14 protein-coding genes and 1 pseudogene are annotated in these 12,942 nt (G+C 43.2%); 11 read left to right on the top strand and 4 right to left on the bottom strand.

What is annotated here, in order from left to right; genetic code table 11:
- Positions 1-1,307 (top strand): annotated as a pseudogene (locus tag D0T84_RS15855) (hypothetical protein); the annotation flags it as partial.
- A 31-nt stretch (positions 1,308-1,338) separates the two neighbouring features.
- On the opposite strand, the gene D0T84_RS15850 reads toward D0T84_RS15855, so the two are convergent.
- A complete protein-coding gene (locus D0T84_RS15850) occupies positions 1,339-2,172 on the bottom strand; it encodes a hypothetical protein (protein WP_163308839.1) in 834 nt (277 codons plus the stop codon).
- Between the two features lie 239 nt (positions 2,173-2,411).
- Between D0T84_RS15850 and D0T84_RS15845 the strand changes: the two genes are divergently transcribed.
- On the top strand, positions 2,412-2,798 hold the full coding sequence (locus tag D0T84_RS15845; protein WP_185155762.1) for a hypothetical protein: 387 nt from the start codon (positions 2,412-2,414) through the stop codon (positions 2,796-2,798).
- Between the two features lie 33 nt (positions 2,799-2,831).
- On the opposite strand, the gene D0T84_RS15840 is transcribed toward D0T84_RS15845, so the two are convergent.
- Positions 2,832-3,557: a hypothetical protein gene (locus tag D0T84_RS15840; RefSeq protein WP_163308838.1), complete on the bottom strand. Its 726-nt coding sequence runs from the start codon at positions 3,555-3,557 to the stop codon at positions 2,832-2,834.
- A gap of 244 nt (positions 3,558-3,801) precedes the next feature.
- Here D0T84_RS15840 and D0T84_RS15835 point away from each other — a divergent pair, with 244 nt between their 5' ends.
- Positions 3,802-4,188, top strand: coding sequence for a hypothetical protein (locus D0T84_RS15835; protein ID WP_255495418.1), 387 nt, complete (start codon positions 3,802-3,804; stop codon positions 4,186-4,188).
- Between the two features lie 35 nt (positions 4,189-4,223).
- Here the strand turns inward: D0T84_RS15835 and D0T84_RS15830 are convergent, their stop codons facing one another.
- Together D0T84_RS15830 and D0T84_RS15825 are read right to left on the bottom strand one after the other, a co-directional pair.
- The gene (locus D0T84_RS15830) at positions 4,224-5,045 is read right to left on the bottom strand and encodes a WD40 repeat domain-containing protein (RefSeq protein WP_163308837.1); all 822 of its coding nucleotides are present in this window, start codon (positions 5,043-5,045) and stop codon (positions 4,224-4,226) included.
- Between the two features lie 319 nt (positions 5,046-5,364).
- The gene (locus D0T84_RS15825) at positions 5,365-5,892 is read right to left on the bottom strand and encodes a hypothetical protein (RefSeq protein ID WP_163308836.1); all 528 of its coding nucleotides are present in this window, start codon (positions 5,890-5,892) and stop codon (positions 5,365-5,367) included.
- 614 nt (positions 5,893-6,506) lie between these two features.
- Between D0T84_RS15825 and D0T84_RS15820 the strand changes: the two genes are divergently transcribed.
- The 8 genes from D0T84_RS15820 (at position 6,507) to D0T84_RS15785 (ending at position 12,928) form a co-directional block, all read left to right on the top strand.
- Complete coding sequence (locus D0T84_RS15820; protein ID WP_163308835.1) at positions 6,507-7,673, top strand: XkdF-like putative serine protease domain-containing protein; 1,167 nt, start codon at positions 6,507-6,509, stop codon at positions 7,671-7,673.
- 100 nt (positions 7,674-7,773) lie between these two features.
- The gene (locus D0T84_RS15815; protein WP_163308834.1) at positions 7,774-8,721 is read left to right on the top strand and encodes a hypothetical protein; all 948 of its coding nucleotides are present in this window, start codon (positions 7,774-7,776) and stop codon (positions 8,719-8,721) included.
- A gap of 125 nt (positions 8,722-8,846) precedes the next feature.
- A complete protein-coding gene (locus D0T84_RS15810) occupies positions 8,847-9,383 on the top strand; it encodes a hypothetical protein (protein ID WP_163308833.1) in 537 nt (178 codons plus the stop codon).
- Between the two features lie 107 nt (positions 9,384-9,490).
- Positions 9,491-10,054, top strand: a complete 564-nt coding sequence (locus tag D0T84_RS15805; protein ID WP_163308832.1) for a ribosome-inactivating family protein — start codon at positions 9,491-9,493, stop codon at positions 10,052-10,054.
- A 104-nt stretch (positions 10,055-10,158) separates the two neighbouring features.
- The gene (locus D0T84_RS15800; protein WP_163308831.1) at positions 10,159-10,575 is read left to right on the top strand and encodes a hypothetical protein; all 417 of its coding nucleotides are present in this window, start codon (positions 10,159-10,161) and stop codon (positions 10,573-10,575) included.
- The gene (locus D0T84_RS15795; RefSeq protein ID WP_163308830.1) at positions 10,572-10,763 is read left to right on the top strand and encodes a hypothetical protein; all 192 of its coding nucleotides are present in this window, start codon (positions 10,572-10,574) and stop codon (positions 10,761-10,763) included. Before D0T84_RS15800 ends, D0T84_RS15795 begins: the two co-directional genes overlap by 4 nt.
- A gap of 1 nt (position 10,764) precedes the next feature.
- Complete coding sequence (locus D0T84_RS15790) at positions 10,765-12,612, top strand: hypothetical protein (protein ID WP_163308829.1); 1,848 nt, start codon at positions 10,765-10,767, stop codon at positions 12,610-12,612.
- A gap of 94 nt (positions 12,613-12,706) precedes the next feature.
- Complete coding sequence (locus tag D0T84_RS15785; RefSeq protein ID WP_163308828.1) at positions 12,707-12,928, top strand: hypothetical protein; 222 nt, start codon at positions 12,707-12,709, stop codon at positions 12,926-12,928.
- The last annotated feature ends 14 nt before the right edge of the window (positions 12,929-12,942 follow it).

Below are 12,942 nucleotides of genomic sequence, written 5' to 3'. Positions count from 1 at the left end.
TTTGGGTGGATATCTGCCGGAATGGCAGATTTTTAGAACCGATTTCTAATGGATTTAGAACCGGATTACTGGGTGGGGATGCTCCGGATTATGCAACAGGGATAGAAGAGCTAAAGACTAGTATTACAACTTTAGAAACAAAAGAAAAAGCTGCTAATGACGAAAAGTATAAAAAGAAAATAGAAAAGCTTGATAAAGAACTGGCAGAAGTAAGGGTGGAAATAACAAAGAATGAGAAGGAAAAAGAGCGGTTAGAAAAAGAGCAGGCTGAAGCAAAAACTAAAGCAGAAAAATATAAAGCCGATATAGCTAAAATAAAAGAAACTTTTGAAATAAAAGAGACTGAAACGAATGTAGAAAATACTGATATCATTACTGATGCAGAAAAATCGGGTAGTAGTATTGAAAGCCTGACAACAGATATTCCTGAATCTGAGAGTTCGGAAGATAAAAAAGAAGTAAATCCAGCCTCAGATGGGGAAATGCAGGCAGCTCAAGACCGAATTACGGAATTGGAGGCATTAGCTAAGGCAGAAGAAGATATAGTAAATGCAAAAAAAGAAGAAATAGAGAATGCCAATAATGCTATCACAGAAAGTAATCGTAGTGTATTGTTAGATCAGATGCGTATAGAAGATGAAAAGACAAAACTAGAAGAAGAAAAAGCAAAAAAAAATGAAGAAATAGCTGCAAAAGCGAAAAAACAGCAGGATAGGCTAGACAAATTAGAAAAAATTAGAAAAAAAGCTCAACTTGTATTCGATATTGCTGATGCGACAAAAGAGATTGCGAAAGGTGTCGCTACTGCATGGGGAAAAGGTCCAATACTAGGTCCTCCATTGGCTGCATTAGTCGCTTTAAATGGTGCTATACAATTAAAAATAATGACAGCACAACTTGCCAAATTCGAAGACGGTGGGCTACTAAAAGGTAAACGTCACTCACAAGGCGGAATGCGCATAGAAGGCACCAATATGGAAGTAGAGGGCGGCGAATTTGTAGTCAATCGTGTCTCAACAGATAAAAATCTGGGATTGGTTAAATATATCAATGAACAACGGCGCGAACTAACCCCAAATGACCTGAATGCCTTTTTCTTGCGTTCATCACAGGGGCTTGAACCATCCTTTAAGCGTATGTTTGCCGAAGGTGGACAATTACCTGCTGTAGAGCCTGTAACGAATATAGACAACGATAGCTTAATTGCAGCTATACAAGCTATAAAAATAGAACCTAAAGTAGCTGTTACTGATATACATAAAGTGCAGGATAGTATGGTTAGTGTTAGTGGTTGGTCTGGTGTATAAATTAGATTTTGGGGATGAAAGTCCCCAGTATCTATTTTGCGACATATACACTTCCGGCATATAAATTATTATCAGAGGAATAAAAGTATAGGTCATATAATTTCGTTTTCCCTATATATACACTTCCGGCATATAAATCACCATCAGAGGAATAAAAGTGTAGGTCATAAAATTTTGTACCTTCTGTATATACACTTCCGGCGTATAAATCACCACCAGAAGAATAAAAACTTAAGTCATATAATTTCGTTTTCCCAATATATATACTTCCGGCGTATAAATCACCACCAGAAGAATAAAAACTTAAGTCATATAATTTCGTTTTCCCTATATATATACTTCCGGCATATAAATCACCATCAGAGGAATAAAAATATAGATCATATAATTGTGTTTTTGTCCTATCTTCTCCCCCTCTCACATACTCACCATCCACATTAAACACAATATCACCATCTGTAGCCGCCCCCGCACGAATATAGTTGCCGTCGATATTAAAGACCACATCGCCCGTTTTGTCTTTTCCTGCGCGCACCAGCTTATCATCCATATTGAATACGATGTCGCCATCGGTCTTTTCACCCGCGCGTATATACTCCCCGTCGATATTAAAGACCGCATCGCCCGACTTGTCCTTTCCTGCGCGTATCAGGTTGCCATCCAGATTGAAGACGATATTCTCCTTCACCACAGGCGGTTCGGGGTCTACTGGTTTCTCCGGTTCGGGCTCAGGCGTTACATACGGGTCGTCCTTGTCGCAGGCTGTAAGTGAGAGGCACAGCAGCAATATAAGGCTACCCAGCAGCCCCCTCAGTCCCCCCAAGGGGGACTTACAGAGAGTGTATTGATTTGTAATCTTTTTCATATTTTTATCTTTATGTTTTCGTGGTTTTAGCTTTCCCCCTTCCTTTTGGGGAGGGACGGGGTGCTATAAAGATAGACTGAAATTCTGGGAAAAGGTTTAGCCATGTAGTGAATAATCACAGGGGAAAATTGCAATGCCGGGTCTTGACGCTTCCTTTCGCCAGGCATAACATGTAGGGGCAATCCCTTGTGGTTGCCCGAAAACACGACAAACGGGCAAGGACAAGCCATTGCCCCTACATGATTGGTGCTACGGGTACTGTACAAGGCGGCATGCGTATAGAAGGTACCAATATGGAAGTAGAAGGAGGCGAGTATATAATCAATCGCGAGTCTACAGGCAAGAATCTGGGATTGATACGCTATATCAATGCTGAGCGAAGACAACTTACATCTGCTGATATGAATGCATTTTTTGACTCAAAAGTTCGGGGCTTCGAACCCTCATTTCGTCAAGCCTTTGAACAGGGAGGGCAATTACCTGTCATCGAACCAACATCAAATATCGATAATAACAGCTTAATAGCAGCTATTCAATCCATAAAAATAGAACCAAAAGTTGCTGTAACTGATATTCACAAAGTACAAGATAGTATGGTTAGCGTTAGTGGCTGGTCGGGTGTATGAATTTGATACTGGGGATGAAAAGTCCCCAGTTTATCAGAAATCTCTATTTACATACCATAAATAATCTTCAACCTTTCTTACCTGGAATACAGGTTTTGAATAATCCTCTACATAAATTTTCCATAAGTAATCTTCAACCTTTCTTACCTGGAATACAGGTTTTGAATAATCCTCTACATAAATTTTCCATAAGTAATCTTCAACCTTTCTTATTTGGAATACAGGCTTTGAATAATCCTCTACATAAATTTTCCATAGGTAATCTTCAACCTTTCTTATTTGGAATAATCTCTCCTTCCCTTCTCCCCCTCTCACATACTCCCCGTCCACATTAAATACAATATCCCCATCGGTAGCCGCGCCAGCACGAATATAGTTACCGTCGATATTAAAGACCACATCGCCCGTTTTGTCCTTTCCGGCGCGCACCAGCTTATCATCCATATTGAATACGATGTCGCCATCGGTAGCCGCCCCCGCACGAATATAGTTACCGTCGATATTAAATACCGCATCGCCCGACTTGTCCTTTCCGGCGCGTATCAGGTTGCCATCCAGATTGAAGACGATATTCTCCTTCACCACAGGCGGTTCGGGGTCTACTGGTTTCTCCGGTTCGGGCTCAGGCGTTACATATGGGTCGTCCTTGTCGCAGGCTGTAAGTGAGAGGCACAGCAGCAATATAAGGCTACCCAGCAGCCCTCTCAATCCCCCCAAGGGGGACTTACAGAGAGTGTATTGATTTGTAATCTTTTTCATATTTTTATCTTTATGTTTTCGTGGTTTTACCTTTCCCCCTTCCTTTTGGGGAGGGACGGGGTGGGGTGCTATACAGATAGACTGAAATTCTGGGAAAAGGTTTAGCCATGTAGTGAATAATCACAGGGGAAAATTGCGATGCCGGGTCTTGACGCTTCCTTTCGCCAGGCATAACATGTAGGGGCACTCCCTTGTGGTTGCCCGAAAACACGACAAACGGGCAGGGACAAGCCACTGCCCCTACATGATTGGAGCTACGGGTACTGTACAAGGCGGCATGCGCATAGAGGGCACCAATATGGAAGTAGAAGGGGGCGAATTTGTTGTCAATCGAGTCTCAACAGACAAAAATCTGGGATTGGTCAAATACATCAATGAACAACGGCGTGAGCTAACCCCAAATGACCTGAATACCTTTTTCTCCCGCTCATCTCAGGGGCTTGAACCATCTTTTAAACGTATGTTTGCCGATGGTGGACAATTGCCTGCTGTTGAGCCTGTAACTAATATCGACAACGATAGTTTAATTGCGGCTATCCAAGCTATAAAAATAGAATCTAAAGTAGCTGTTACTGATATTCACAAAGTACAAGATAGTATGGTTAGTGTAAGTGGCTGGTCAGGAGTATAAAAATAGGAAGGGGGCAATTTTCGCCCCCTACTAATTCAGTACTTTACATATACTTCCCCTTTATATAAATCTCCATATTCAGAGGAAAATTTTAAGTCGTATAATTCTACATTTCCTGCATATACACTTCCTGCATACACATCTCCATATACAGAGGAAAATTTTAAGTCATATAATTTTACACTTCCTGCATATACACTTCCTGCATACACATCTCCATATACAGAGGAAAATTTTAAGTCATATAATTTTACACTTCCTGCATATACACTTCCTGCGTACACATCTCCATATACAGAAGAAAATTTTAAGTCATATAATTTTACATTTCCAGCATATACACTTCCTTTATATAAATCTCCATATACAGAGGAAAATTTTAAATCATATAATTTATCCTTCTCCCCTCTCACATACTCCCCCTCCACATTAAACACAATATCCCCATCTGTAGCCGCCCCCGCACGAATATAGTTACCGTCGATATTAAAGACCACATCCCCTGTTTTGTCTTTTCCGGCGCACACCAGCTTATCATCCATATTGAATACGATGTCGCCATCGGTAGCCGCCCCCGCACGTATATACTCCCCGTGGATATTAAAGACCGCGTCGCCCGACTTGTCCTTTCCTGCGCGTATCAGGTTGCCATCCAGATTGAAGACGATATTCTCCTTCACCACAGGCGGTTCGGGGTCTACTGGTTTCTCCGGTTCAGGCTCAGGCGTTACATACGGGTCGTCCTTGTCGCAGGCTGTAAGTGAGAGGCACAGCAGCAATATAAGGCTACCCAGCAGCCCTCTCAGTCCCCCCAAGGGGGACTGAGAGAGTGTGTATTGATTTGTAATCTTTTTCATATTTTTATCTTTATGTTTTCGTGGTTTTACCTTTCCCCCTCCCTTTTGGGGAGGGACGGGGTGCTATAAAGATAGACTGAAATTCTGGGAAAAGGTTTAGCCATGTAGTGAATAATCACAGGGGAAAATTGCGATGCCGGGTCTTGACACTTCCTTTCGCCAGCATAACATGTAGGGGCAATCCCTTGTGGTTGCCCGAAAACACGACAAACGGGCAGGGACAAGCCACTGCCCCTACATTGGCGCAAAACGATTGTAGCCCCGTGCTGTCGCGCGAAACAATCGTACGGCAGCAGAGGACAAATATATGTGATGTTAGTCAGCGTATTGGCTTTGTGGCGCCTATATTTATAAGAGCTGTGCCTTCCTTCTCTATGTAGTATTTAGAGAGTATCAATATCGCTCCCTCCTTACCATGCCAAGACAATCTTTCAGAATCTACCTTTAGGGTGTTATCGTACCCGATAGACTTATACGACCATTCTCCATAAAGATTGTTGAAAACATGCGTCAATTCGTCAAATGCCGTGGCAATCGTCTCTTTCTTGTCTGTGAGGCTACCGAATGTAATAAAATAGAGTTCTTCCTTCTGAAAAGTAAAAGTAAAGTTATTAAATCTATATCCGGCAAAATCTAAGTTCGTAGCCTGTATAACGTTTTCTGTATGCGTGAAAATCTTTGTATCCTCAGTGGCGCTATAATTTACCAGATGTTCGTGTACCTCTTTCCATGTAGACCCAAACCGGAAATCTCCCAGTCCGTCAATCGATATCTCTTTATCGTCGCCCTGCGCAAAAGAGGTCGAAAAACAACAGACAGCAAAGAGTAGTAATGTGAAATATTTCATAAAGTTGGCGGTTAATTTGCCTAAAGATAGATGAATATTTCATACAAAAGCTTATTCCGGCAGAGAATAATCCCCTGCTACTCTTTATCAGGATTTGAAATCCGGCTATTGTATGCAGATTATAAATACTGAAGGACAGAAGGGCTGAAAGCCCGTATCAATTCAGCCCAATGGCAAGCGAAGCGGCGCCTTGGGTGCAAGTGTAACCAAAGGATGAAGCGCGCTGAAAGCGCAGGTTAAAATCAAATAAACAAGGTTCGATTGTTACTCCCCCTTATACTCCAAAAAATAAAGTAACGAGGCAGGCAATAAGACGGGTAACAAGGTAAGCAACAAAGAGAATAACAGTACTGGCAACAACAGGAACATTATATACTAAACTAAAAACAAAAAGAAAAAGTCCGTCCGGCCTTTCTTCTTATCCCTCCCTACTGTAAAAAATATTTTCTTTTGTTATTTACTTGTACGCTAGCTTTTTACCTTCTGTTAGTGAAATTTATTACTCAAAAAATGTATTTTTTTTTTGCAAAATTATCTCTTTATACAGCGACAGTTGACAGCGGGCAATTAGCCTTTAGTTCCCTATTCATAACTTATAATTCATAACTCACAACATGAATACACCCATTTACGATTGCATGATTGACGAAAACGCAGATGACCTCACCGGCATCTATGCCATTTCGTTTGTAGACTTCCCCGCCAACGAGGTAGATTTTGTAACACTCGGCAAGCAACAAGAAGTACATCTGAACCGTGACACCAAAAAGCAGGTACTGACCGGCGTCGTACTCAAGCCCGGACAGCTTATCTACCGCCACTCGGCCGAAGTGGGCGAGCACTACATCCGCTTTTCGGAGACACAGGTTGAGAAAATCGCCCGTAAGATGATGAAGACAGGCATCGCCCTGCAAAACACCACACATCAGCACCAATCGCCCCTGTCGGGCAATTACCTTACCGAACTGTGGATTATAGAAGACCCCGCCAACGACAAGTCGGCGGCACTCGGCTTCAGCCATCTGCCCAAAGGCACCCTCATGTGCAGTTACAAGATAGAAGACCGTAACTACTGGGAGCAGGAAGTGATGAGCGGACATGTCAGGGGGTTCTCCCTCGAAGGCTTTTTCACTCACGAAATTTCCCTATCCCGCATAAATAACAAAAATATGAACGACAAAAAGAAAAAAGTAAAACAATCATTGCTGGGACGCATCGCCAACATGCTGCTCGACATCGAAGCAGTCGAAAAAGCCGATGCTACAGCCAGCGGCACGGCCTATGTGGTCTTTGTGCTTGCCGACGGCAAAGAAGCTTGTGTAGATGCCGATGGTTTTGTGACGCTCGACGGCGAACAGATGCCCGCGGGCGAGCACGCCCTGTCGAACGGAAACCTGCTGGTAGTAGACGAAAACGGACAATTCGTGGAAACCCGTCAGGCATCCGGCAACAAGACAAACCCCGAAGAAACCACCGCGCCCGAAACATTGCGCCGCAAAAGTGCAGGACAAAAACTATCCGGTTTCGACCCGAAAACAACCGAAGCCCTCAAAGCCAAGATTGCCGAAATGCAATCGGCCATCGAGCAGCTGTCCAAAGCCCTCGAAGAAGCCAATGGGATGCTCAAAGACACCAAGACGCAGGTAGAAGAAATGCGCCGCCATACACCCTCGGCATACCCCGCCATCCAGCTGTCGGGCAACCACATGGCTTCATCCCAAATGACTACCGCCGAACGTATGGCAGTAGCATTGAATCAAACTATTAACAGAAGAAAATAATAAATCAATTAGCAAATTCGAAAATTAGCAAATTGATGTAAAACAACCAAAAATCATTTGCTAATATGCTAATTAATTAATATTCAAATTAAAAAAAACTATGGCAAATTTTTACGACATCTCATCACTGACTTATCAGCCGTCATCCAATATGGATTGGTTTACAAAAGCCATCTTTGGAGGAAAACTGATCGAAAAAGGAAAAATCACACCTGTGATCGGCGTGAAAGAATCCACTCTGCTCAACCTGATCGACCTCGAAGGCAATATCCTGCAGGCAGACGTGGCAGGATGCGGATGGACTCCGCAGCAGATGGCAAAACTCAGCGAAAAGGAACTGAAGGTGAAAACCTACAAAATCAGCCTCGAACAATGTATCGACGACCTCGAACGCAAACGCACCGTATGGATGCTAAGCCCTGGCGCACGCAATCAGGAATTGCCTGCTTCACTCGAAGACGCTACCATGACCATGCTGGCTTCGGAACTGAGCAGCGAGATAGAAACTAAGATTTTCAAAGGAGACAGCTCCGCTAATGCCAACGATTTTGACGGAGTGGTCAAAGTTCTTACCGACAGCGCCACAGCCAACAAAATAACCGGAGTATCCCTGTCTAAAGACAATATACTGGGCGAAATAGAAAAAGTATTCGCACGCGTTCCCGAAGATGTACTGGTACCCGGTATGGAAAACGGCACGCTCAATATCTACGTTTCTTATCAGGCTTACGTGAAAGTGAAAATGGCACTTGGAGGCATCTGGGGCGAAGGCGTGGTTGTAAGCCCCAACTTCACGGTAGAAGGCGATGTAGTGCGCTACATGGGCGTAGAAATCGTCCCCGTGAAAGGACTTGACGACAACGACATGGTAGCCGCCGATGCCAAAAACTTCCTTATCGGCACCGACCTCGTGCGCGACCTTGAAGAAATCCGCCTCGGACAAAAAGCTGCTCCTCAAGACAATATCATCTTTATTGACGGGCGTCTGCGCCTGGGCTTCGCTATCCCATTCGAAGACGAAGTCGTGTTTTACAGTCCGAATAATTAATTAGCCAATTAGCAGATTCGGAAATTAGCCAATGTGAAGATTAATGGAGAGTAAAAGAATCTTTATGCTTTGTATCCATTTGTTAATATGCTAATTTTTAGTTCTTAATTTTTAATTTTTTTATTATGTCTTGCAAATTAACATCCAATATTACAAAAAAAACGTGTGCATACACAGTAGCAGGTATCAGATCTATTTACCTGATCAACCACGATTCGGCTAACGACTATGATTTCTCTGCCGACGGCGAAATAGAAAGCATCTCGCTAGCCGACAGCGCAAAGGCTTACAAGGTAGACTTCGTAGACAACACAGCCTCTTTCTCTGACGAACTGGCACAGAACGGCAATGGCGGCAAATACCGCACACACACCGTAAACTTTACCCTGAGCGAGTACGATTATACCATCCTGAATCAGGGCGACGCGCTCAGCCTTGGCAAGTTCACGGCAGTAGTAGTAGACAAGAGCGGCCGTTCGGTAGTACTTGGGCGCATCAACGGGTTGAACTCCACGGCGTTCAACTACGCCTCGGGTGCTGCCGAAGCCGATGCCAACGGCTGGACGGTAACCATGGCCGGAACAGAAATGGAAATCGGGCGCCTGCTCAAGCACGAGAGCGTTATCACTGCCATTGTAGACAATACGGTAGTAACACCCTAAAGCTCCCTCAATCCCCCTAGGGAGACTTAAAAATGAGTTATAAATTTTAAAAAAAGACCCTCTTTGTAATCCCTCCGGAGGGGGATTAGGTGGGCTCGAACTACATCATGAGTTGCAAATTAATACAAAATATTAAGCACACATGCGGATACAATCCGGGAGGTATAGCCGAAATTTATCTTTTGGATATAGGGGATTTTATCGCCTATTATTTCAAAGACGATTCGCTGTACACCTCCTGTTTTGTAGACCGCATACTCAAAGATGACGATATTCCCTATACTGTCCTGTCTCAAGTTAGTGAAAGCAATTTTACCGAAACCAGCGACTCGGGCCTGTACAAGCAGCAGCTTACGACCTTTGTAGGCACGTTGCAGTCGGCCAAGACTTCGCAATTGCTACTTGCCGCCACCAACAGGTATCTGGTCGCTTTCCGCAATATGCAGGGCAATGTCTACGCGTTCGGTTCCGATGGCGGGGCTACGTTGACGTTTACACAGGCTTCGGGGCAAGTGGGCGAAACTGCCGGATATGCGGTTACTCTGGCTAAAGATTCTATATATCCCCTGTTTGAAGTAGACGCTGCCAAGTTCAACAAGACATTGGTTCTGGGTACGGAAGATAAGCGGATCGTGCTGACCGAAAACAGGAAATATGCAATATTAATATAACATCCTCAATAAGGAGGGTGAAAAGAATTTTTATTAATCAATGAAACAAATCCTCGTTTCCGTCTCCTCCCCTTTTGGGCGAGGCGGGAGGGGGTGTTAAAATTATGGCAGAAAATAACAAAATAGTTCCTTTACCTCTGTCGGAGCTTCCCGAGATAGCCGAACCCAATGGTTTTTGGATATTCGGATCGAAGACGGAGAGCAATGGGTCACTTACTTCGGGCAAATATCTGTTCGAAAATCTGGCGGAATATGCCAAGCGGTTACAACTCGAACGCCGTCTGGCCATCAACCTGGGGCTAGCCTCTCCTTACGAAATGTTTATAGGGGAAGCAATGACAATATATAGGGTGGAGGCCTATAATGTGTCCACCGTGAAGATAAACAACACAGTGGTGGCGTTGGATAAAACCATATCGGTAAAGATACCGGCCAAGTCGCTAGTCAGGTTCAGTGTCGAAGGCGGCACTACAGACCCTACAAAATATCTGTTTATTTACGCTAAAGCTACATTACCATGATATACGAAGTAAAGAAAGACGGTGCCGTGTTTGAGATCGACGACACGGTATTATTCACCGACCAGCCGGCACAATTCCGGAAAGTATTTAATGAAAGCCTTGATGAGAATAATATGGCGGTATTTGACAACGCTACATTGATCCTTACAAGCTTTGGCAGGGTATTAATCAATTCAATAGACGAATAATATGGGAAAATATAATTGGAAAGATAATTATGGGAGCCAGTTTGATGAGAATGTACATAAAGTACTATGGGCGTCTGTTTTAGGTAATAAAGATGTTACGATAACGAATTCTACAAGGGGAAATCCTACCTGTTCCTTAGGTAATAACTATATGTATAACCCAAACGGCAATAACCTCGTCCGCATAGTAATCTCAAGCGGTACACATACCGGAAACTATAACAGTAGCAACGGCAAATCCTATATATGCGGACAGGGAATGGGTAATACAATATGGAAAAAGTCATTGTCTGTTACGTATCCTAATAACATATATTTTTATGATATGACATTGGATTATACAGGCAATGCGACTTTAGCATGTAATGCATCTGGGTGTGAAGTGAAATCAGTAGCGGAAAACATTTATAACAGTTTCTATAAATGTAAGCTAAGAGTGGCGTTATCGCTAGGAAGCACCGTATCAAATATATCAATCGTGGGGATAACTATTGCTGCGAATAGATATTCGGCCAATGATATATTATACGACAATTGTAATATAGCTATCACATCGCAAACAGACGTAAACCTATCCACAACCCGTTATGCCGCCTTTAATAACTGTAAATTCAAGATAGGAAGCGAAAGCGGCTATACCGCTTTGTCCGGCACTACACCGGATGAGTTAAGGGCTTCGTTTGTTTCACGTTGTGAAGCGCAAAGATATGTGGTTAACCCTGTTACAGAGTTTGACTACACAGCCGTTAAGGGCGGACGTTGGATATTTTCTAATAATTCTTGTATCGACGGCTTAGTGCTCAAAGGCTCGGAGATACACCAGTATGAAATACCACGCCTTAGAGCTTTTGGCTATAAGACGGAACGGAACGATAGGATAAATATCACGACCGACAAAACAAAAGCAGGCAGCTTTTATCAGGACATAGCGGATAGTAAGCTAAATATAACGAATAACTCGATTCAGTTTAAGCCATCGGTTGATATTTCAACAAAGATAGACACATACGCCCAATCAAACATTATCTGGCTGGGAGGAAAGTATCAGTTGAACCTGATTGACATTATCCATAATTTCCCGAAAGAATACGGTGTTTTTCTGGACAGTACGCCTACCTTGTCAAACACACCAACGACTGCAATCGAAGAGGGTAAAACTTACTATGTAAGGTCATCCAATGCCAATGAGGCAACCGTAACGTATAACGGCGTGGCTTATAGTTCCGCATTGGTTTATTCGAATAATGTATTTATCGGAGTTGCCAATAAAACAACATTTGTCGGTTCTGCAAACGCACTTGTCTATGAAGTGTTCGACAATAAGGCATTACACCAGACTATACAGATGCGCATCGTAAATAAGATACCAAGCGGCAACATTTCAGCCGGCACGGCGCTTGCGGATGCTACATGGTACTTAGTGGAGCACGATACCGACCAAAGCAATAGGACAGACTATGTGACCTATGGTGGCAGCAAATATTATGCCGGCAGTTCATTCCTTGCCAGTGGGACAGGTACATTTGCCAAATACGGGAATATACATGTGCGCCGTTGCTGGAAAGACGCTTTTAATTATAGTACCGAAACAACGGATAAATCTTTTTGGTCTTCGGAACAAAAGCCGCAATGGTTTGACGTGTTACCAAACGACCTGCGTTGCCTGATGAAATACAATAACGGACTACAAGCCGAGATGCAGGCAGATAACGCGACTTACATAGCGTCAGGGCATCCTGATTTTTATAACAGTATTTTAGGAATGAGCGGTACAAGCCGCCCCGCTTATCCGATCAAAGGTACATATATGCAGCTGAGATTGAAAATAAATACTCAAAACCCAATGTAAAAACAGTTGACGAGTTGACAAGAAACAAGGTGTACGTTTTTTATTTGTTTACTTGTCTGCTTGTCAACTCGTTTCTAATTTTTAAATTAATATTATGGCAGATTTTGATAACGGACTACCCCCTGCGGGTACAACCTCGGACGCGAAGGCTAGCAGCGTTAGCTATGGTAAAGTGGATGTAAAAGCAGATAAATCGCTACAAGCCGAATCCGTGACACTTGACAAAACGGATTATAAAGAAATAGAAGCAAGGCAGATAAAGGCTGTTACCCTTGATAAAACGGCTACCGGACTAAACTATGGTACATTCTTATAGCTAATAATTGATTA

It is taken from the genome of Dysgonomonas sp. 521, from assembly GCF_010501055.1.
GTDB lineage: Bacteria > Bacteroidota > Bacteroidia > Bacteroidales > Dysgonomonadaceae > Dysgonomonas.
The sequence above is the reverse complement of the archived record's forward strand: the minus strand, read 5'-3'. Positions and strand labels throughout refer to the sequence as shown.